General features: G+C 65.9%; 24 protein-coding genes. 19 read left to right on the top strand and 5 right to left on the bottom strand.

The window, feature by feature from the left end:
* Nucleotides 1–31 precede the first annotated feature (31 nt).
* From IRT45_RS32190 to IRT45_RS32175, 4 genes are all read right to left on the bottom strand, one after another.
* Nucleotides 32–523 carry a hypothetical protein gene (locus IRT45_RS32190; protein ID WP_194809566.1) on the bottom strand — a complete coding sequence of 164 codons (492 nt, stop codon included), beginning with the start codon at nt 521–523 and terminating at the stop codon, nt 32–34.
* 569 nt (nt 524–1,092) lie between these two features.
* Complete coding sequence (locus tag IRT45_RS32185; RefSeq protein WP_194809565.1) at nt 1,093–1,722, bottom strand: AAA family ATPase; 630 nt, start codon at nt 1,720–1,722, stop codon at nt 1,093–1,095.
* A gap of 90 nt (nt 1,723–1,812) precedes the next feature.
* A complete protein-coding gene (locus tag IRT45_RS32180) occupies nt 1,813–2,604 on the bottom strand; it encodes an inositol monophosphatase family protein (protein WP_194809564.1) in 792 nt (263 codons plus the stop codon).
* A 5-nt stretch (nt 2,605–2,609) separates the two neighbouring features.
* Nucleotides 2,610–3,449, bottom strand: coding sequence for a DUF5919 domain-containing protein (locus tag IRT45_RS32175; RefSeq protein ID WP_194809563.1), 840 nt, complete (start codon nt 3,447–3,449; stop codon nt 2,610–2,612).
* 189 nt (nt 3,450–3,638) lie between these two features.
* Here IRT45_RS32175 and IRT45_RS32170 point away from each other — a divergent pair, with 189 nt between their 5' ends.
* From IRT45_RS32170 to IRT45_RS32085, 18 genes are all read left to right on the top strand, one after another.
* A complete protein-coding gene (locus tag IRT45_RS32170; protein WP_194809562.1) occupies nt 3,639–3,869 on the top strand; it encodes a helix-turn-helix domain-containing protein in 231 nt (76 codons plus the stop codon).
* Between the two features lie 274 nt (nt 3,870–4,143).
* Entirely contained in the window at nt 4,144–4,314 is a 171-nt protein-coding gene (locus tag IRT45_RS32165) for a hypothetical protein (RefSeq protein WP_194809561.1), read from the top strand.
* Nucleotides 4,311–4,610, top strand: a complete 300-nt coding sequence (locus IRT45_RS32160; RefSeq protein ID WP_194809560.1) for a hypothetical protein — start codon at nt 4,311–4,313, stop codon at nt 4,608–4,610. Before IRT45_RS32165 ends, IRT45_RS32160 begins: the two co-directional genes overlap by 4 nt.
* On the top strand, nt 4,607–4,918 hold the full coding sequence (locus IRT45_RS32155) for a hypothetical protein (RefSeq protein WP_194809559.1): 312 nt from the start codon (nt 4,607–4,609) through the stop codon (nt 4,916–4,918). Before IRT45_RS32160 ends, IRT45_RS32155 begins: the two co-directional genes overlap by 4 nt.
* On the top strand, nt 4,915–5,292 hold the full coding sequence (locus tag IRT45_RS32150; RefSeq protein ID WP_194809558.1) for a hypothetical protein: 378 nt from the start codon (nt 4,915–4,917) through the stop codon (nt 5,290–5,292). Before IRT45_RS32155 ends, IRT45_RS32150 begins: the two co-directional genes overlap by 4 nt.
* A complete protein-coding gene (locus IRT45_RS32145; protein ID WP_194809557.1) occupies nt 5,289–6,371 on the top strand; it encodes a hypothetical protein in 1,083 nt (360 codons plus the stop codon). Before IRT45_RS32150 ends, IRT45_RS32145 begins: the two co-directional genes overlap by 4 nt.
* Entirely contained in the window at nt 6,368–8,404 is a 2,037-nt protein-coding gene (locus IRT45_RS32140) for a hypothetical protein (protein ID WP_194809556.1), read from the top strand. Before IRT45_RS32145 ends, IRT45_RS32140 begins: the two co-directional genes overlap by 4 nt.
* 39 nt (nt 8,405–8,443) lie before the next feature.
* A complete protein-coding gene (locus IRT45_RS32135; protein WP_194809555.1) occupies nt 8,444–9,055 on the top strand; it encodes a hypothetical protein in 612 nt (203 codons plus the stop codon).
* Nucleotides 9,055–9,567 carry a hypothetical protein gene (locus IRT45_RS32130; protein ID WP_194809554.1) on the top strand — a complete coding sequence of 171 codons (513 nt, stop codon included), beginning with the start codon at nt 9,055–9,057 and terminating at the stop codon, nt 9,565–9,567. Before IRT45_RS32135 ends, IRT45_RS32130 begins: the two co-directional genes overlap by 1 nt.
* Nucleotides 9,568–9,615: 48 nt before the next feature.
* Nucleotides 9,616–10,005 (top strand): hypothetical protein, encoded by a 390-nt coding sequence (locus IRT45_RS32125; protein ID WP_194809553.1) that lies wholly within the window; start codon nt 9,616–9,618, stop codon nt 10,003–10,005.
* Nucleotides 10,006–10,048: 43 nt separating this feature from the next.
* Nucleotides 10,049–11,626: a hypothetical protein gene (locus IRT45_RS32120; protein ID WP_194809552.1), complete on the top strand. Its 1,578-nt coding sequence runs from the start codon at nt 10,049–10,051 to the stop codon at nt 11,624–11,626.
* Between the two features lie 3 nt (nt 11,627–11,629).
* Nucleotides 11,630–12,010 (top strand): hypothetical protein, encoded by a 381-nt coding sequence (locus IRT45_RS32115; RefSeq protein WP_194809551.1) that lies wholly within the window; start codon nt 11,630–11,632, stop codon nt 12,008–12,010.
* A 3-nt stretch (nt 12,011–12,013) separates the two neighbouring features.
* The gene (locus IRT45_RS32110) at nt 12,014–13,021 is read left to right on the top strand and encodes a toprim domain-containing protein (RefSeq protein WP_194809550.1); all 1,008 of its coding nucleotides are present in this window, start codon (nt 12,014–12,016) and stop codon (nt 13,019–13,021) included.
* A 46-nt stretch (nt 13,022–13,067) separates the two neighbouring features.
* The gene (locus tag IRT45_RS37305; RefSeq protein ID WP_228535701.1) at nt 13,068–14,069 is read left to right on the top strand and encodes a hypothetical protein; all 1,002 of its coding nucleotides are present in this window, start codon (nt 13,068–13,070) and stop codon (nt 14,067–14,069) included.
* 744 nt (nt 14,070–14,813) lie between these two features.
* Nucleotides 14,814–15,494 (top strand): hypothetical protein, encoded by a 681-nt coding sequence (locus tag IRT45_RS32100; RefSeq protein WP_194809549.1) that lies wholly within the window; start codon nt 14,814–14,816, stop codon nt 15,492–15,494.
* Nucleotides 15,487–16,296 (top strand): DNA methylase, encoded by an 810-nt coding sequence (locus tag IRT45_RS32095; RefSeq protein WP_228535699.1) that lies wholly within the window; start codon nt 15,487–15,489, stop codon nt 16,294–16,296. The genes IRT45_RS32100 and IRT45_RS32095 overlap by 8 nt, the downstream gene beginning before the upstream one ends.
* A gap of 172 nt (nt 16,297–16,468) precedes the next feature.
* Entirely contained in the window at nt 16,469–17,536 is a 1,068-nt protein-coding gene (locus tag IRT45_RS32090) for a hypothetical protein (RefSeq protein ID WP_194809548.1), read from the top strand.
* 82 nt (nt 17,537–17,618) lie between these two features.
* On the top strand, nt 17,619–17,816 hold the full coding sequence (locus IRT45_RS32085; protein ID WP_194809547.1) for a hypothetical protein: 198 nt from the start codon (nt 17,619–17,621) through the stop codon (nt 17,814–17,816).
* A 25-nt stretch (nt 17,817–17,841) separates the two neighbouring features.
* Here the strand turns inward: IRT45_RS32085 and IRT45_RS32080 are convergent, their stop codons facing one another.
* On the bottom strand, nt 17,842–18,159 hold the full coding sequence (locus IRT45_RS32080; protein WP_228535696.1) for a hypothetical protein: 318 nt from the start codon (nt 18,157–18,159) through the stop codon (nt 17,842–17,844).
* Nucleotides 18,160–18,223: 64 nt separating this feature from the next.
* On the opposite strand from IRT45_RS32080, the gene IRT45_RS32075 reads away from it, so the two are divergent.
* A complete protein-coding gene (locus tag IRT45_RS32075; protein WP_194809546.1) occupies nt 18,224–18,751 on the top strand; it encodes a GNAT family N-acetyltransferase in 528 nt (175 codons plus the stop codon).
* The last annotated feature ends 127 nt before the right edge of the window (nt 18,752–18,878 follow it).

The following is an 18,878-nucleotide window of genomic DNA, read 5'->3' as shown; positions in this document are numbered from 1 at the left end:
AATGCTGCCGCGGTGGCGGCATCCGACCGATTCAGGAATGCAGGTCGTGCGGCCCCGCAGCCGGGTCGGTCGACGGCCCGCCGGCATTGCGCGCTTCGACGGCGTGAATGGTCTTGACGAGCTCTTTGTCCAGCACGCGTTTGCCGACCGTGCCGATCACCGCCTCGAGGAGATGTCCCGTGAGGTTCTTGCCTTCGCGCACCACGACGGCATCGACTTCGGTGGTCCCGTCGGGCATCGGTGTGAGTGTGTAGGTGTGGCCGGATGCGCCGCCCCACATATTGGAGTCGGTGGTCGTCATGACGACGTGGTGCGGGTCGGACCAGTCGTAGCGCAGCCGCTCCCAGATCCGGTGCGAGCCCTCGGTGACGTCGGCGTGGGTGGCGTCCTGGGCATGGACGTGGAGGTATTCGTCGGTGCTGTTGCCGAACAGCGCCGACCGGCCCGGACCGAAGTCGGTGAGGGCGGCGACGAACTGCTCCGGCGTCGACGTGGTGGTGTGCGTGAGGTGGATGGTGGACATCGGGTGCTCCCTGAAACGAGTAGTCGACGTGATGAAACGGCAGCGGCAGGCAGCTTCCTCCCTGCTGGGCGACCATGTCGTACCGGAGGTGGGCGGACCGCAGCGGCGCCGGTGCGGCGGTGATACCGGTGCAGGACCGGAACGCGGCGCTGTCGGGCTCGCCGCGGGCAGTGCTGCCCATGACTGCTCCTCGGATCGCATCGCTGTCGCAACCAGCCTTGCACCATGGCCGCGCGGCTGCACCCGAAACGGACGTCCCGATTCAGCGTGGTTTACCGGCGCTGTAGCGGCCCTGTAGCGGATCGACCCGGCTGAACCGCTCAGTGTCACCGCTGGTGAGAAGGCATGAGTGGGGCGGGTGGGGCTCGAACCCACGACCAGCGGATTATGAGTCCACATCGTGAGAGCGCTGTCCTGACCAGCATTGATGCCGTTCAGCGGCGAGCAAAACCGCAAAATACAAAGCTCTTGGATTCGCGGTAATACCGACGCCGCATCGGCCCGACGTGTCGGTGCGGTGCCAGCCGAGATGGCCCATGTGCGTCGTCCTTCCGAACGCATCTGCGGGTCTAACTGTGAATCACGTAGTCGACAGCAGCCTGAACGGCGTGTTCGATGCCTGCCTCCAACACCTCGGATTTATAGGTGCGCCAGTCTGCGAGTTTCGAAGCATCGCGCGGGGCGCCGCGTTGCTCCATCCGCTGCCGAATCTGGTCGGTCGAGGCAGCTACCCATAGGGTCCGCACTGTCGGTGCCGGCCGACCGGTCGCGGAGGACCGGATTAGCTCACTCAGCCGAATGCCTCGGTCGGCAGCGGTCCGGACGTGGCTTAGGAAGGGTGCGTCAACGATGACCGGTGCGTGGTGGCCGACAGACAGCGCCTGGCGCACCAGCGCCGTGTAGATGTGCGGATGAACCACTCGCGTGTATGCATTGCTGTCACGGTCATAGGGATCGCCGGTGAGCGCCACCATCACCGATTCTTCGAGCTCTGGCGCAAACGTGTCCTTGTCGATGATGACGGCGTCTACGAGCTCCGCTAGGAATCTGGCGGCAGTTGTCTTCCCGGACGCGGGGAAACCACACACGACCGTGACACCGGTCCTCGCAGTGTCGGCCAGCGCGCGGAGGCTGGCATCCATTTTGAGGGCCTCGGTGTGCGGCTCCGCTTGCTCCGCGGCTCGCGTAACGGAACTCATCGTCGTCCTCCTGGCCCTGACTCACGTGCGTCTGCGGACATAGCCAGTCTCTCAGAATGGGTGTACGTGAAGCGGTGCGGTCGGTGCGCGCTAATCGGCCGAGCTGAGGATAGACAGCAGCTCGCCTGAGATCGCGGCGGTTGCAGCGATCGTGTGGGATGAGGTGATTGTGTGGTCGCTGCCGTCGGAATCCGTTACGACTGCGCCGCTTTCGCGAGCGATGAGGACGCCTGCCGCGGTGTCCCACGGGTTGTTCGAAAGCAGGACGCACCCGTCCAGGCGGCCTTCTGCAACCCAAGCAAGATCGATGGCGGCGGACCCGAGCATGCGCACGCGTTCCACGCTTGCAGCGAGCGCCGTTGTTACCGCAAACCGCCGCTGATTCTTAACCCCAGACCCTGCTCCGGTGGCGTAGTCGCCGATCGAGATTATGGACCTTCTCAGCGTCGTTGTTTTGCTGGCGGCCAGGCGCTTACCGTTTGCGTAAGCGCCTCCATCAGCCGTCGCCCAATATTCCAGCCCCAAGAAGGGGGCTGCTATGACTCCGATTATCGGACGCCCATCGCGAACGAGCCCCAACGAGATTGCGCACATCGGTATGTGATGAATGAAGTTTGAGGTTCCGTCAATCGGGTCTAAAATCCATAAATATCCGTCTGTAACGACATGATGGTCTTCCTCTTCGCCTAGAAAGCCGAAGGCGGGTGTCTTGCGCCGGAGAAAGTCGCGCAACCTCGTCTGTATTCGAAAATCGAGGTCGGTGACGAAATCTCGATCATCGCTCTTTGTTGATATGGTCTGAGGGCTCAGATCGCGAAATAAGGACGAGCCTTCCGCGACGGCTTCTCTAGCAATCGCAAGAAGTCCGTCGGAAAGTGTCACGCGATCTACCTCTCTTTTCCATCCAGCCACATCGTTTCGAAGACCGTGGAGAACGTGCTAAAGATTCCGCCGACGGCCGTCTTCCGGGAGACGAACGTCGGGGAGTCTACCCCACGCGCGGACGGCAGGTAGGGCTGCATGACGCATAGGCTCGCGTCCACAATCGTTATGTTGAATCTGACGGGTTGGTCGTAAACACGGATATGCAGTGCGCCTGATGCATCTGCACTTACCCTGCTGCGAACTCGCTCAAGCGTGCGGATGTTCGTGTCGGTAAGGTTCGAGAGCAGGCCAGGAGGCAGTCCTTCCTCCTTCTCGCGCTCGCGAATCGAATTCCCTTCTGGGTCAAGGAATAAGCAGCGCAAAACGGCGCCGCTCTCGATCAGGCGCAGGGTGTCGCTGTCCGAATACTGCTGACACAACATGTTGAGCGATAGGCCCGACATATCGATCTGACGCGCCGTCTTGAAAAGCTCTTGGGGCGGCATGGCTTGCAAAAAGTCCAGCCGGGACGCATACACCGCCTCGACGTCGGCGAGCTCACGTTCTTCGGCAATGCTGGGGCTCTCCAGCGGACGTGTTAGTTCGTCTGGTGAGCCTGAAGATTCCTGGAATAGTTCCTCAATGGTCCATCCCGGAAACATGACTTCCAGGATCCGGCAGTGATGGGGGTATGGGAGCTTAGAGATATCGCCTGCGAGCCAGCGATAGAACTGGGCCTTCTTCGGCCCACATCCGACAAGCTCCGGCTCAAGCTTTCCGGCGAGGCGGTCGTACTCCCGGTTGAAAGCAGAGACCGTCTGCAAGTGTCGCTGCTGCAAAAGAGCCTTCAGAACCGTTCCCATGGTCGCCGCCCCTTGCTCTGTGGATCCGAGTCAGTGGCATCAGCATATCAGAGATGAGACACAGAAGATACCGAAAGATGCAAAGAAGTAGAAGGTGAGACCTTCGGGGCGTCGAGGGGAGACAGGGGCGGAAACGAGCCTGAAGTGGTCAGTTTTTCCAGACTTTTCCACCTCAGGGAGTGAATTCCATTGGATACGCATTCCGACGCTCGCCTCGATCACCGAGACGACCGCAATCTGATCAGTCTGAAGAAGGCCGCGGCGCTCGTCGACGTCGATCGCAAGACGATTCGACACTGGATCGCGGCCGGCCACCTGCAGGGATACAAGCTGAACGGCCACATGTGGCGGGTCAGCAGTCGCGAAGTGCTCGCGCTGGCTCGCCCGGTCGCGTCGCTTGAGCCGGGCGGTGCGGCATGAGCGACAACGCGAAAGACCGTGTGCTGCAGGCACGAATCGCTGCACACGCCTCCTGGGCTCAGACCACAGATCGTGCTGCCCGAACCGCGAAGGCGCGGGCGGCTCTCGCGAGCAAGTTCGAGCATCAAGTCGATCCGGACGGCTTGCTTAGCCCGGAGGAGCGGGCGCGGCGTGCTGAGCATGCACGAAAGGCCCACTACACGCGGCTTGCGCTGCGTTCTGCGCAGTCTCGACGTCGGCGTTGCCGGAATCCGCACAAGGCAGGTGACCAGTGATGTCTCGAATCCCTCTTCTCTTGGTCGTCACCATGGTTGGCCTGTACGCGCTGGTCACGTCGCCGGATCTGGTGATCGGAATCGTGATCGCGGCGGTCGTGTTGGTGTTCGGGCTGCGTTGGCTGGTGTCGACGATGTTCCGTCGTCCGCGGGGGATGTGGCGGCGATGAACAGTCTGGATTACACCCGCCACCACGCCGGGTTGGCGGCGTTCGGTCGGCCGGAGTTCGACGCGGCTGGACTGGTGCAGGCGGGTATATATGCGACCCCGCCGAAGTGGCGGCTGATCGCGTTGGCGGCGGCGGTGTGTTTCGGCGCCGGGATCGTGTTCGGGATCATGCTCGGCCAGGGCAGCCCGACCTATGCGCCGTCGCCGAATGTGTGTCGCGCGGACGAGGTTTCGCGGATCGATTGCGTTCATGTCGTCCCGACGACGGCGCCGGCGGAGTCGGGGGTGACCCGATGACCGGCGAGAACGACCGTCGCGCTGTGTTGGCGCGGGTAGCTGACGAGGCCGAGGTGCTGGCCGAGAAGTTGCGGTTCTACGAGAGCTGCGTGATCAGCGCGCCGGCGGATCGCAGCTACGACTACGCGGTCTACATGACCGATCCCACGGCGAACGCAGACGAATTCGACCGCCGGTTCGACGAATACGTCGCCGGGATGGAAGACAGCCTGGCCCGGATCACCGAGGCGGTCGAGCGGTTCGTGGCCGCGCATCGCGCCGAGCTGATCGAGCTGGGCATCGACTATCTGCCCGGGGTCGCGCCATGAGTACCGCGTATTTGGACCCGGAGGGCCAGCGGTACGGGGTGCCGACGTGGCCGTGGCGGATGGCGCCGCAGCATCTGCGCACCTGGCGGCAGCTCGACGCCGAGGGCCGCCGCCCGACCAGCGAGTGGCAGGCCCAAGTCCGCGGCCGCGGTCGCCGGCAGGCGTATCTCTACGACGCGCAGCAGACCCGGCCGAAGCAGGAACCGACCGAGGCGCAGTTGGAGTCGCTGCGGATCGCGCGGTGGGTGCGTTCGGCGCAGGCGTGTGAACGCCGGGGGATCGACGCGGAGGACATGCGCGAGTTGATCGAGGCCGCGCGCGCCGATCTGGCTGCCCGCCGCGCTGCCCGACCGGGAAGGGAGCGAACCCGATGAACCACAACACGAAGACCGACGCCGCGGATTTCGTGGCGTTGGAGCGCCGCTACCGCCCACAGATCGTTGCCGGTTTGCGTGCCGCGGGGCTGTCCTACGGCGAGATTCGTCGCACGCTCGGTATCCCGTTGCGGCAGGTCGAAAAGCAGCTGGGCGAGGCCGCGGCGTTGCGGGCGCAGGGCTACAGCGTCGCGGAGATCGCCGCGGAGCTGGGTGTGCCGGCGGGGTCGATGGGCCGGATCCTTCCGGGCCCGCGCCAGGACACCGCGACCGAGCGCCAGGCGGAGGTGTTGTCGGCGACCTCGCATATGCACGGGCTGCAGATCGATGTGCTGGCCGAGTTCTTGAACGTGCACGAGTCCAGTGCGTATGCGATCGCGCGGGTGTTGGTCGACAACGGGTGGGCGTCGCTGGCGAAGGTGCAGCGCGGGCGGGCGTGGCTGTATCCGAAACGCGATGTGGCAGCACGCTATTTGGGGTGGCGGCCCTCGGAGTGGGAACCGCCGCTGATGTTCGCCCACCACTACCGGGCGGTCGCGCAGGCCCGCATCATGCTGGTCGGCTCCGACCCGCAGGCGTGGGTGTCCGAGCGCGTGCTGCGCCACGAGGCCGGCAAGCGGCTGCGCGCCGAGGCCGAGGCCCGCAACCGCAAACCGGTGCTGGAGTTCAGCACCGGCCGCGAGCCGATGCCCAACCGCCCGCACGTGCACGACGGCTGGTTCTGCGGAGTCATCGACGGCACCTACGGCTGGTGGGCCCTGGAAGTCGAACTGACCGAAAAGGACCCCAAACACCTCGATTCCGCGCTGGCCGGTGCCTTCCGATCTGCGCGCGACGCGCAACCGCACCGCCTGGTCGGGGTGCTGTATCTGTGCCGCACCGAACGCGTCATCGCGGCGGTGACCGCGGCGAAGAAGCGCCTGCCACGCGAACTGGCGGACCTGGAGTTGCTGTTCGCCGTCGGCGACTTCGACGAGCAGTGGCAGCAGCACATCGACAAGCGCCGCGCCATGCGCGCCGCGAAGACCGCGAATCGCCACCGCCACAACCTCATTCGACTTTCCAAGGAAGCATCATGACCAGCGACTGCACACCCTTGATCACCCCGGACGACTGCAAGGACGCCTACACCACTCCGGTTCCCGCGCCGATGTCGCCGGCACCGGGCAGCAGCGCCCCGTTCGGCAACCTGCACCCCCAATCCCCTCCCGGCACCCCCGCATCCGTCCAGCACGTGACCGACCGGGTCGACCACCACATCACCGGCCTGCACCTGCCCAACGTATCCGCCGTCGAGCACGTGGTAGCGAATTCGCTGGTGGCCGGTGTGGTCGTGGTCGCGATGCTGATCCTGATCATCGGCGTCGCCTCCGCACTCCCGTTGGCGCCGCACCGGTTGCGGAACTTCGCGTTCGGATCGCTGGTGCTGCCGGTGTTGTCGGTCCTGGCCGGCGGTTCCTGGAGCACCCCCGCCTCCCTTTTGTGGTCGGGTGCGGGGCAGGTCGCCGCCGGTGACTTCTCCGGTGTGCGGCTGATGTTGTCGCTCGGGGTGCCGGTGGCGATGCTGGCCGCGACGTATTGGTGGGCCAGTTTCGTGCTCAAGACCAACACCGTCGGGTTGAAGTCGCTGGCACGCACAGAACGCATGCAGGAAGCGCTCACCGCCCGCCGTGCTCGCGCCGCGGTGCGTGCCGCGAAACTCGGCGCCCCCTACAGTGCCGGCGCGAACATCGTGCTCGGCACGCTCGCCGACCGCACCGACATCAAGACCCCTGGGCTGATGCGGGAGTTGACCGCTCGGCATCAGCACTGGATGACGGTGCCGCACAAGGACATCAAGCGGCATCAGGCGATCATCGCGACCACCGGCGGCGGCAAAACCGAGCTGATCAAACGCCACGCCCTCGCCACCTTCGAGTACGAGTGGCGGGCCTGGTACCGGTGGAAAGACGTCCCCAAGATGGCGGCCAAGCACCCCAAGCCGCAACTGGTGCTCATCACCTGCAAAGGCGGCCAGGACGACCTCGAATTCGGGCGCGAGATCGCGCGCCTGGCGACCGCGATGGGCGTTCCCGCCAACGAGATCGCGACCGTCGTCCCGGGCGGGGATCGCCTCCACATCTGGGACATGCCTGCCCGTGACCAGCGCGCAGTGCTGGGTGAGTTCCTGTGCTCGGGTGAGGCCAGCACCTCGGAGGGCCAGCACTTCGACGACCTTCGCAAACGTGTCATCTCGCTCGTGGTGGATGCGCCGATCGGTGAGCCGGGTAGCCATGTCGAGTTCCTGGAACGGCTCAACGAGCACAAGCTGAAGGAGATTTGGTCGAACGCGCCGGATGTGGTGCGTCAGGTAAACGCGTTGCAGGCGGAGAAGGTCCCCCAGATCGATGACGCGCTGATCAAGTGCAGCAACCTGTTCGACCTGCTCAAAGATGATTCCGGCAACGTCGTGTTCGACGGCGGCCGCAACATCGACGAGTTGTCGGTGCTGTTCATGACCGTTCCCGGACTCGACAAGGACGCCGCCCGCTCCCAGGTCGCAGCCACGCTGCGGATGGTGATGCAGCGCGCCGGCCGCAAACGCAAAGACCAGCGCCGCTCGGTCACCCTGTACCTCGACGAGGCCAGCGCCCTGACCACGAAGCAGGGGTCGCTCGGGCTGGAGGAGATCGCCGAACGTGGCCGCTCCCAGGGCGTGGCGATGGTGTTCGCCGGTCAGTCTCCGGAATCGCTCGCTGCAGATAAGTGGTCGCTGGATCGGCTGCTGAAAGCGTGCGCGGGCGGGGTGTTGATCGGGTACGGCGAGAACTTCGGTGAGCTGTGCAAGCACTTCGGATCCCGGCGGGTGATGCTGCCGTCTCGGCACCTGATCAAGGGCCAGCGCCACGGCGACGAAGGCCAGGTCTCGGTCGGTGAGAAGTGGCTGGTCGACCCTGACCGGGTCCGCCAGTTCGAGACCGGCGATTTCGTGTTCGCCAAGAAGGGCCGCGCCTTCTACGGCCGCATCGTCCCCCTCGACACCAAACGCCTCACGCCGCTTCCCGGCACCGATGCCGCGAAGAAGACCGCCACACAGCCCGGTATCGGCGGCGCCGCCACCGCCGCCGCGTAACTCATCCATCTCTTTCGAATTTGATTGGAGCACAACGTCATGCGCATCATCCGAGACGACGACGGACACGACCACAACGACGACAACCGGCGCAAGCGGCTCGAAGACATCGCCGCGGGCGTGCCCGCCGACGAGGTCGGCAACATGATCGCCGACGAAGTCAGCGACTTCCTCGCCGCCGCCGTCCGCGCCACCGACCGCACGCCTGCCGCATCGGCCGAACTGGCACCCGCACAGCACAAGCCGGACCTGCGACTGGTCCCCACGATCCCTGCCGAGGACCACGACGATATCGAGCCCACCGAAGATGCCGGCACCGCCGTCTCCGGTGGCCGGGTCCGGTTGCTGACCTCGACGGCGGCCAGTTCCTCCCTTGTGGTCACCGCCGCCGCGCTGGCCGGATGGGGACAGCCCGCCGTCGTCGCGGTCCCTGTAGCCGGATACGGCATCGGGTGGCTGGCCTACCTGTGGTGGAACGCCGCCCTGCGGCCCCCGCTACCCGTCGCGGTCGCCGCGATCGCTACCGCGCTGGCCCGCGGCAGCGCCGCGTTCGCCCGCACCCTGGTCGGCGCCGTCACATGGCTGACCAGCCGCGCCACCGCAGCCCGGTCCCGCCACGACGACACCGCGACCGCGGAGGTGGCGCAGTGATGAGCGGCGACATCACCGACCGGGCCGACTCAACGGTGTCAGTCACCGATATCGAGTACTGGCTCGACGAGATGGCGACCCTGTTCTGCTCGCACGCAGCGCAATTCGCGTGCGAGGAACACGCTGGCGTCCTCGGGCTCGTCGACACCACCGACGCTAAGCAGCACTGGCGCGACGGGCTGATCCGCGGCATGTGGTACCAGCTCGCCCAAGCGTTCATCTGCTCCCCACTGCCGTGGGAATCGACCGGCGCGCGGCTGCTGGAGATCGACGCCACCGTGCCCGAGCAGTACCGGATGCTGCACATCGATCCCGACGCCGGCCACGAGTACGGCTTCACCGCCGACAACGCTGCCCGCTATCGCGCGTCGCTCGCGTTCACCACCGCCAGCCAGATCGTCGGCCACACCGCCGAACAGGCACTCGTCGACTGGCAGTTCAGCAAACAACTCCTCGGCCTCGCACCCGACGAGCCCTATCCCGACAACCCTCGATCCCTCGGCGCCGCATAACCGCCCGCCGAGCCCGCAAGAAATCCAGTGGAAGGAAACCGAAAAGCCATGAACCACAACGACTACCGAGCAGACCGATTCCCGCCCGACCCGATCCGCACCGCCCCGGTCGATCTGCACGGCCGCCTGCACGACGTCAGCGACCGGATGAACGAGATCCGGCGCGAGCTCGCAGAGATTCGCCGCGAGTACCGCACCCTGCGCCGGCACCCCGATGCGTTGGAGGTCGACACCCTCGGCGCCGAGATCGATCCGGTCGAGGCGACGGACACGGTCCTGTACGACCTCGACCGCGTCGACGAGCGGGTGCGCGTCGCCGAGCACGAGTTGGCCGAGACCCGCGGCCGGTACGCGTCCCGATTGAAGCTCACCGACCGCGCCGCCGACGAACTCGACCACCGCAACCGCCAACGCGCGCCGATCGAACGCACCCGATAACCCGAACCCCGAAAACAACTGGAACTGAAAGGAATCGACCGATATGTCAGACAACGAGATCGATCAGATCAGCCGCGAATCTTCGCGAGCACTGCGCGAAATCCTCAACGTCGCCCGCACCTGGATCGAGGCGCACCGCAACCGCCACCGCTACAGCGGAGTTCGCAAACTCACCCGCCGCGAACGCCGGGATCTGGCCGAGGCGGTGCGGGTCGAGGTCGGCGAGCGCCGCATCGCTGGTGCGTGGGCCGACTTGCGGGTCAGCGACTACCACCGCGAGGCCCGCGAGCTGGACTGGGCCCGCAACCACGTGGACCTGTCCCGACCCGACAACCAGCAGTGGCTCGCCGAGCGGACCGACCGACTCGATGCCATCCGGCACCGCATCGAGCACACCCTGCACACCACCGCGCTACCGCTGGAACAGCGCGGACAGGTAGTCCAGGCCCTCGATCAGATCGAACGCCAGCCCGCCGCGGTGCGGATCGAGCGACTGTTCACGCCGCTCGATGACCGCTCCGCACTCGCCGCACGCGAAGCCGCGGTGACCTCGGAGCGCCGCACCCAGCAGCGGCAGACCGAGATCGAACGCGACCTGGCCGTCCAGCGCGAGCAGCAGCAGCGCACCGACCAGGCCCGCCAGCTCGACACGGAGGCCGCGCGGTTGCGGGCCCAGTTGGCCGGCGTCGAGGCCCGCCGCAGCGAACTCGGCACCGACGGGGCGGCGCCGTTCGTGGCGGCGGTGGGCCCGGACGAGTACTACGGCCGCGACCACGATCCCGCGTTGGCGTCGGTCCCGCACCAGGACCGCCCGCGCACGGCGAGTTTCGTTACACGCGAGCAGGCCCAGCAGTGGGTCGCCGACCGATTGAACGAGTACGAGAACAGCAGCAGCCGCCGCGACGGCCAGTTCGTCGCAACGATGTGGGATTCGCGCAACCCAGGCCCGACCGGGCAGTCCGCGACCGGGCCGCTCGGCATGGTGCGCGACGAGGTCACCACCTGGGGCCCGCAGCAGACCCAGCAACGGCAGCGCCCGCCGGACCGACCCACCGAAACCCGACCGGCGCAGCCGGTTCCGGCGCCGGAACCCGTTGCGCAGGAGTCGAAACAGCCCGATCGGCTGGCCGAGATCGAACGCGAGTTGCGCGGGTTGCGCGAGGACCGTGACCAGCTTGCGCGACGGGTGGAGATCCTGCAGCGCGGGGTCGACGCGGTGACTGCCGACCGTGACGACCACAAGAGGAAGTTGGCCGCGGCGACGGCGCAGGTGGAGGCGTTGAAGAACGCCAACCTTGGCCAGACGCGGGAGTTGGAGGAGTTGCGGCAGAACGGGTTGAAGTTGGTGAAGGTCACCGTGGACCGCGACCGGTTTAAAACCGAGCGTGACCAGTACTTGAGCGAGCGCGACAAGTTCAAGGCTGAACGCGACGAGGCCGTGCAGAAACTCGCCCAGTCCACCCCGAAACGGGACCGGTTCGGGTCCGCCGAGCGGATCGACGCGGACGCGAAGTTGGGCAACACCGCGCCGATGCCGCGGGAGGTGCTGCACGAGATCAGCGAGACCAGCGGCAACGGCCACACGCGGCCGGCGCGCAACGGTATCGAGAGGAGCCGATAAGTCATGAACCGCGAACACGAGGAGATGATGCGGCGCGAGTTCGCCGAGCGGGCCGAGCTGGACCAAAGCGCCTACCGGTCCGGGGTCACCGAGGAACAGATGGACCAGATCTATTCCAAGAGCTGCGAATACGACAAGCGGTGGCTCAATGGCCCGCACGCCGAGCACTGGCAGTTCCTCGACGACGCCTACCACGACTGGAAAGACAACCCGCAGGCAATGGAGCGCATGCGCGCAGACATTGCCCACAACCAGCAGCAGGGCAACGAGATCGGGCTCACCGACGTACAGCTCCGCAGCATGGACCAGAGCCGCACCCTGATCCAGCAGTGGCAACAGCGTCAGCAGGCCGAACGCGCGCAGCGACCGGTGCGGGAGCGGTGAGCCATGGACCCGCGCCAGGAATGGGGCCGCTCCTACGAAGTGGTCACCGACGCACTCAGCCGCACGATGGGCCCACCGGCGCATCCCCGGGGCCCGATGCAGTGGACCAACTTCCTGTGCCCGGTCCACGAGGCCGACGGCCACCACCACAACCCGTCACTCGGTGTTCGGTATGACCCGCAGCAGGGCAAAACGATGGTCCGGTGCTGGGCACACTGCGACGACGAACAGGTTCTGTCCCGCATCGGATTACGGGTGCGGGACCTGTGGGACCGCCTGCCCGAACGCGACCCGAACCGCCGCGCCCAGCGGCGGCCGGGCCGCCCCGCCCCAACCACGGCGGTGCCGAAGTCGCGGGTGGAGAAGGCCATCGACTACGCCCGGTTCGCGTTCCCGGCTCGCCGCGAGATCGGGGAGCAGATCGGGGAGCCGGAGAACGTCGAAACCTACGTCTACCGGTGGCCCGACGGACGGGTGGAGGGAGCGGTGACGCGGGTGCGGACCCCGCACGAGCACGGGGACGCGAAATCGTTCTGGCAGGCCCATTGGACCGGAACCGAATGGGAACACACCGGATTCGCGCCGCTGCCGTTCCGGCTGCCCGACGTCGTCGAAGCCGTCGACGCCGGCCGCGAAATCTACGTCTGCGAGGGCGAGAAGGACGTGCAGCGCGCGTTCGAGGCCGGGCAGATCGCGACCTGCAACGCGATGGGCGCCGGGAAATGGACCCCCGAACACGCCAAATGGTTGCACGGGGCGGGGCGGGTGATCGTGGTCGCCGACCGCGACCGCCCCGGATACCGCCACGCCAACACCGTCGCCGAAACCTTGCACGGACGAGTCGGGGAAGTGCGGGTGATGCAGGCCGCCGCTGGCAAGGACCTGTCCGACCACCTCGACGCGTTCCACCGCATCGACGAACTCGAACCCGTCCCGTATCTGGATCGCCACTTTCGCCAACCACCACAACACGAACAGGCACAGGCCCGGGGTCTGACGCGTAGCCGGTGACCCCGGTGCGCTGACCCAGCAAATCTCACGAGGAAGGAACACACCAATGTCCGGCACCGAATTCCGGTCTGGTGCGCAGCCGGTGCGCAGCGACGATGCTGCGCACCACCGCGTACCAGCCAGTGCGCAGACCGGTGCGCAATCCAATCATCAGCCGATGCGGGCGTGGCCGGTGCTGTTGCTGGCACTGCCTGCGTTCGTCGCGATCTGGTCCGGCTGGGTCGGACTCGGGCAGCTGACCGGGTTCGGTCCGGTGCATCCGCTGCCCGGTATCGCCGACACGTTCACGATCAACACCGCGATCACGCTGCCGATCGGCATGGAAGCCTATGCCTCCTACGCGCTGTATGTGTGGTTGGGCAACCGCATCCGATCCGAGGGAACCCGCAGGTACGCCAAGTATTCCGCGTTCGGCAGCCTCATCCTGGGCGCGGTCGGGCAGATCGCCTACCACCTGATGCAAGCCGCGAAAATGAACTCGGCACCGTGGCCGGTCACCGTGCTGGTCGCCTGCCTGCCGGTCGGAGTCCTCGGCATGGGCGCAGCGCTTGCGCACATGATCCTGCGTGAGCACCACGACACCGACGACGTGCGCACCACCGACCCAGAGTCCGCGCTGCCGGTGCGTGCCGGTGTGGAACCGGTCGACGCCGGTCCGGAGTCGGTGCGCAGCCAGGAGCCGGTACATAGGGTGTCGGTGCGTGAGGTGCGGACCGAAACCTATTCGCAGTCGACAGCACTCACCGCGCAACCGTCGCTGCCGGAGATCGAACCGGCCCAACGCACCACGATCGAACCGGAGGGTGCGCAGGACCGGTGGGCGCAGGTCGCCGAATCGGTGTGCGGTGCGGATCCGGCCGGCCGTCGCGATCCGGAGAAGGTCGCGACCATTCTGCGGCTGAAGTTCGAGCAGCAGTGGTCGCACTCGCGCATCGCCGAGCACGTCGAACTCAGCCCGTCCGCAGTCACGCGCACCGTGACCGCGGCCAAAGAACTGACCGCCAACGTCGGACTGGTGGGAGGTGAAGAGGAGACGCACCCCGAATGACCTTCCCGGCCCGCCGGCGCCCGCTCGGGAGCTGGTCGAGCACGGTAGCGAGCAACCACAGCAGTAGGCCCGCCCAGCATCGCTGGACGGGTCTACTGCTGTGTCGGGCAACGATTTTCAATGCGGAACCAATGCGGAATCAATTCGGAACGAATGCGGAATCAATGCGAATGGCATTCCGATTGGATTCCGATACAAGATCGCTGTGACCTGGGTGTTTGGCGTCGTCTCTCCTCCCGTCCGGCCGCCACTCTCTGTGGCTTCGCTGATCACAGAGAGTGGCGGCCGGACGGGAGGAGAGCCAACACCAAACAGTTGGGAGACGAGAGGAACCAGAAGAAGGGGGAAAGAACCACAAGGGGAAGAGAGACCACAAAAGAGGGGTTGGGTGGGTGCGTTGCGTTGGTAGAGCTGGGCGCGTGAGCATGTGCGACTCCTACGGAGTCGTGTTCGCGCGCGGGGCGCGCTCAGTGCGGTGGTCGAGTCAGGTTGTGTGCGTGTCAGTTTCGATCGATGACCACAAAAGGAAGGTTCGGTCGGTGTGCGTTTGATGCGTATGCGTCAATCCGGTGGTTGTCGCGTATGCATCAACGGGTTTTGACGCGTATGCATCAATGCTGCGGAATCGGTGGGAGTTGACGCGTCGGCATCAAATTGTGTTGATGCGTATGCGTCAAACCTTTTGCTGCGCAACGTGTTCCGGTAAAATTGATGCATATGCATCAAGCCCTTGGGGAGGGTTTCATGAGTTCCATTGCCAGTGATTTGGCGACCGCAATCGAATCGGTATGGGCCAACCTTCGCACCCGGCACCCGGACGTGCCCGACGTCGTTGTCACGATGGCGTCCGGATCGGCCGGCAGGCGCGGGCTGCGGCTCGGCGCGTTCGGCGCCGACCGATGGGAACACGGCCAGCACGTGCTGCCCGAGTTGTTCGTCGGCGGCGAAGGACTCGCCTTCGGCGCCCGCGACGTACTCGCCACCCTGCTGCACGAGGCCGCCCACGGCGCCGCGCGCACCCGCGGAATCTCCGAGACCAGCCGCGGCGGTGCCTACCACAACGGGAAGTTCCGCGACCTCGCCAACGAATTCGGATTGAAGGTCGAGCGCGACCCGCGCATCGGCTGGTCGACCACCACGCTGCCCGAGCCCACCGCCGAGCAGTACGCCGGCGAGATCGCTACCTTGGCCGCGGCGATCGTTGCGCACCGCCGATCCGAACACGACCTCGCGGCGAAGGACGGCGACGGCGAAGACGACGAGGGGAAGGAGAAGGCGCCGCGCAGCGGTAGCGCGTTGGTGTGCAGTTGCAGCCCGGTCCGTCGAGTACGGGCCCACAAGAAGACGATCGACGCCGGCCCGATCCTGTGCGGGGTCTGCAGCCAGCCCTTCACCATGCCCACATCGGAGGACGACGATGCGTAGCACCGGGGCGGGAGGTCGGCGGCCGTTGTTGCTCGACTTGTTCTGCTGCGCAGGCGGAGCCGCGGTCGGCTACCACCGCGCCGGATTCGACGTGGTCGGCGTCGACATCACCGCGCAACCGAACTACCCGTTCGAATTCCACCAAGGCGACGCGCTGGAATTCCTTGCCGCTCACGGCCACGAGTTCGCCGCCGTCCACGCATCGCCCCCGTGCCAGGCGTCGTGCACTCTCACCGCCGGTACCAACCAGGGCCGCGAATACCCGCAACTGATCCCGCAGACCCGGGCTGCCCTGGCTGCGCTGGACGTGCCGACCGTCATCGAGAACGTGCAGGGAGCGAAGCTACGCCGCGACATCACGCTGTGCGGGGAGATGTTCGGACTCGGCGTCATCCGCCACCGCTACTTCGAACTCGGCCGCTGGAGCACACCACAACCCGAACACATCCCGCACCGCGGCCGGGTCGCCGGCTACCGACACGGCCGCAAATACGACGGCCCCTACGTCGCCGTCTACGGCCAAGGAGGCGGCAAAGGCACCATCACCCAATGGCAGACCGCCATGGGAATCGACTGGACCACCGACCGCGCCGAACTCGCCGAAGCAATTCCCCCGGCCTACACCGAACACCTTGGCCACCGACTACACGCCGCCCTGCGCGACCGGCAGGCATGTAACGAAACTCGCTGCCACGCACCGGGTTGCCGTACATCGATAGCGCAGCCCACGACGGGACGGCCGCGGCGGTTCTGCTCTGGAGCATGCCGAGTCCGGGCGCACCGCGCCCGCCCGAAGTCCTAGAGCCGCGCCGTCGCGTTTCGCTACAGCGGGTGGTGCCCTTCCGCTGCCTGTAGCGATCGGACCGGCGGTGTTTGTCGGTGCCTCGAGTTACCTTCGGATACAACGTGTTTCGGTAGGCCGCAGGGGGTCGAGCATGGTGGCGTCACGCGGACGGGTGTGCCCGGGGAGCGAAATGACCGCGGCGCTGGGCCCCTACGGCGTACTCGTCGACGTCCACGACGACGGCGTGTTCGACGACTGGGAAGCCAAACAGGGACTTCGCTGCCTGCTCTGCGGCAACAAGGTGGAGCCTCAGATCCCGGTCGGCGGGAAGGGGTCGGAAACCTTCGACCACGCCCTGCTCAAGCACTGGACCCGCGACCGACTCGAACACTACGGGCTATCCGACGCCACGGTAGAGCCCCACATCGGTGACCAGTTCCCGGATGTCTACGGCACCAAGAACGGAATCGCCTACGCCGTCGAGGTGCAATGGAGCCACCTCGACCTCGACACCGCGCGTGCACGCACCGAAGGACTGCGCGCGGCCGGATGCGACCGCGTCGTCTGGCTGACCCGCCACTGCAACTGGGTCGAGAAGCTGCCCGCCGCCGGCGTCAGCGACTTCCGCCCCGCCACCCGCGGCGGGTACGAACTCCACACCGGAGTCCTCCGCCACCAGCCCGCGCGGCGAGGGCCGGGGACACGGATGGCCGTGGCGCGCTGGCCGCTCGACCGGTTTCTCCGGGACTGGACCAGCAGCAGCACCGACGAACTGGCATGGGCATACAGCACCGCCACAACCGCAGGATGGGCCACCGTGACCGACTGGGAACAACACACCAAAGACCAAGCCCACGAAATCGCCACGAAGAAGAGACAACTCGCCGAAGCCCTCGCCGAACGCGACCAACTCCGAACCGACCTCCGCACCGCACGCGCCACCGCCAACAGTCATGCCGAGAAGATCGACGAACAGGCGCAGACGATCACTGACCAAGTCAGAACCCTCGGCGAGCAAGACGGCACCATAGCTGACCAGAAGAAGGCGATCGGACGAGCCGTCGCCGAGAACGACCGGCTCACTTCCGCGGCCAAAAAGCTGCTGGCGCTGAATTCCCAGGCTGAAGAGGGTCGAAAGAAGTCGGCTGCCGAGATCGAACAACTCACGCGCACAGCCGCGAGGCTGACGAACACCTGCATCGTCTTTGCCGTGTTGTGCCTCGTCCTGGCTATCGGCTGGGTCATCTGGCTGGCCTGAACGCCGATTGATTCCTATTCATCAACACGACAGTCGGCCGGCGCACCCGAGCCGGCAGGGCTGATCCACCGAGGAGAAACGTATGCAGCGCAACATCTATGGCGACGATTGCGTCGACTGCCAGCGGTTCGTGGGATCGAAGCAGGGGTTTATCTACAGCCCGGGGATCGCCAACATCGTGGTGTGCGAAGAGTGCGTGTACGCAGGCTATGGCATCCATAAGGGCTGGCTGATCGAACTGGATCCCACACGCCCGGAGGCTGAGCCTCCTGTCGGCTAGGACGTACCTACCGCTCCCGCTGAACTCAACTCGCCAGCGATATGGCGGAGGCTGGGCACCACTGCATGACGGGTAGCTGCCCGCGGCCGTTGCCGGTCCACAGCACCATCTCGACGAGCCCAAGCCAAGTGCCGTCGGCGACGCGCGCCCAGGCATGTAAGCGTCCTGGCACGTTGTCCGTCAGTTTCAGGCCGCCTGCCTTGACCCTCATAGCGATCTTGTTGCGACCGAATCCGGATGCATCAGTGGGGATCGCTCTGCCGAGATTGACGACGACCGGCGTCGGCGGAGCGATAGCCCGGCGGAGCGAGGGGCTGAATTCATCCGGCCAATCCTCGAACATAGTTTCGAATACTAGCCGATGTGTTGCACGATACTGGCTGCGCAGCAGGCTACCGTGAGCCGCTATGGTGCAACTGCGTTACTTTGCCGAGTGCGACGAAGCGACCCGGAACCAGGTCATCGCATGGACTCGCACGAAAGAGTTCGTTCACCGCATGGGCAACTCTCGGTTCGCCGAGACGGTGCTGGACAAGGGGCCCGACAGCGGTCACCACAACTGGGTCATCTTCGACGGTCAGCAACCGGTCGGATTAGTGGCGGCATCGGTCCAGGATCGGCCGTACCGCAACTTGCTTGGCCACGAACCCGACGACCCAGCGGACTATCCGTTGCTTGGGACCGGGACCTACATCGCCCCTCAGTACCGATGCCGCGGATACGCTACGGCGGCCAAGCGCGCGATCGTTGAACACGACGCGGCCAGGAGTGTGCGGGCATTCGGCTGCGTCGTCGCTGCCGACAACGCGGCAAGCCTGAAATCGATCACGAAAGCTGGGTACGTCCGTGTCGGCGTCGACCGCAAAAGCGGCCAGCCGGACAACATTCGTTTCAGATTGCGACTGGAGCTGGACCGAGCTTCCGCTGGTGAGTGACATCGCGCTGTCCTGCCCTAGCGTTCCGGTCCGCCTTTGGATCAAACGGTAGCGGTACTGTCGGCGACCGAGCCGAGTGAGGACTCTGGCGAACCATCCAGAGAGCAGTGGAAGCGCCGGGGCTGCC

This window comes from Nocardia sp. BSTN01, assembly GCF_015354405.1.
Lineage (GTDB): Bacteria > Actinomycetota > Actinomycetes > Mycobacteriales > Mycobacteriaceae > Nocardia.
Note: the sequence above shows the minus strand (reverse complement) of the source record. Positions and strands in the feature narration are given on the sequence as shown.

Bases quoted from the DNA above. Each gene is read 5' to 3' on its own strand.
- IRT45_RS32160 (WP_194809560.1), top strand. From the start codon at position 4,311: ATGAACAGTCTGGATTACACCCGCCACCACGCCGGGTTGGCGGCGTTC.
- IRT45_RS32175 (WP_194809563.1), bottom strand. From the start codon at position 3,449: ATGGGAACGGTTCTGAAGGCTCTTTTGCAGCAGCGACACTTGCAGACG.
- IRT45_RS32150 (WP_194809558.1), top strand. From the start codon at position 4,915: ATGAGTACCGCGTATTTGGACCCGGAGGGCCAGCGGTACGGGGTGCCG.
- IRT45_RS32190 (WP_194809566.1), bottom strand. From the start codon at position 523: ATGTCCACCATCCACCTCACGCACACCACCACGTCGACGCCGGAGCAG.
- IRT45_RS32075 (WP_194809546.1), top strand. From the start codon at position 18,224: ATGGTGCAACTGCGTTACTTTGCCGAGTGCGACGAAGCGACCCGGAAC.
- IRT45_RS32110 (WP_194809550.1), top strand. From the start codon at position 12,014: ATGGACCCGCGCCAGGAATGGGGCCGCTCCTACGAAGTGGTCACCGAC.
- IRT45_RS32095 (WP_228535699.1), top strand. From the start codon at position 15,487: ATGCGTAGCACCGGGGCGGGAGGTCGGCGGCCGTTGTTGCTCGACTTG.
- IRT45_RS32165 (WP_194809561.1), top strand. From the start codon at position 4,144: ATGTCTCGAATCCCTCTTCTCTTGGTCGTCACCATGGTTGGCCTGTAC.
- IRT45_RS37305 (WP_228535701.1), top strand. From the start codon at position 13,068: ATGTCCGGCACCGAATTCCGGTCTGGTGCGCAGCCGGTGCGCAGCGAC.
- IRT45_RS32080 (WP_228535696.1), bottom strand. From the start codon at position 18,159: ATGTTCGAGGATTGGCCGGATGAATTCAGCCCCTCGCTCCGCCGGGCT.
- IRT45_RS32130 (WP_194809554.1), top strand. From the start codon at position 9,055: ATGAGCGGCGACATCACCGACCGGGCCGACTCAACGGTGTCAGTCACC.
- IRT45_RS32155 (WP_194809559.1), top strand. From the start codon at position 4,607: ATGACCGGCGAGAACGACCGTCGCGCTGTGTTGGCGCGGGTAGCTGAC.
- IRT45_RS32145 (WP_194809557.1), top strand. From the start codon at position 5,289: ATGAACCACAACACGAAGACCGACGCCGCGGATTTCGTGGCGTTGGAG.
- IRT45_RS32100 (WP_194809549.1), top strand. From the start codon at position 14,814: ATGAGTTCCATTGCCAGTGATTTGGCGACCGCAATCGAATCGGTATGG.
- IRT45_RS32135 (WP_194809555.1), top strand. From the start codon at position 8,444: ATGCGCATCATCCGAGACGACGACGGACACGACCACAACGACGACAAC.
- IRT45_RS32140 (WP_194809556.1), top strand. From the start codon at position 6,368: ATGACCAGCGACTGCACACCCTTGATCACCCCGGACGACTGCAAGGAC.
- IRT45_RS32120 (WP_194809552.1), top strand. From the start codon at position 10,049: ATGTCAGACAACGAGATCGATCAGATCAGCCGCGAATCTTCGCGAGCA.
- IRT45_RS32125 (WP_194809553.1), top strand. From the start codon at position 9,616: ATGAACCACAACGACTACCGAGCAGACCGATTCCCGCCCGACCCGATC.
- IRT45_RS32115 (WP_194809551.1), top strand. From the start codon at position 11,630: ATGAACCGCGAACACGAGGAGATGATGCGGCGCGAGTTCGCCGAGCGG.
- IRT45_RS32185 (WP_194809565.1), bottom strand. From the start codon at position 1,722: ATGAGTTCCGTTACGCGAGCCGCGGAGCAAGCGGAGCCGCACACCGAG.
- IRT45_RS32090 (WP_194809548.1), top strand. From the start codon at position 16,469: ATGACCGCGGCGCTGGGCCCCTACGGCGTACTCGTCGACGTCCACGAC.
- IRT45_RS32085 (WP_194809547.1), top strand. From the start codon at position 17,619: ATGCAGCGCAACATCTATGGCGACGATTGCGTCGACTGCCAGCGGTTC.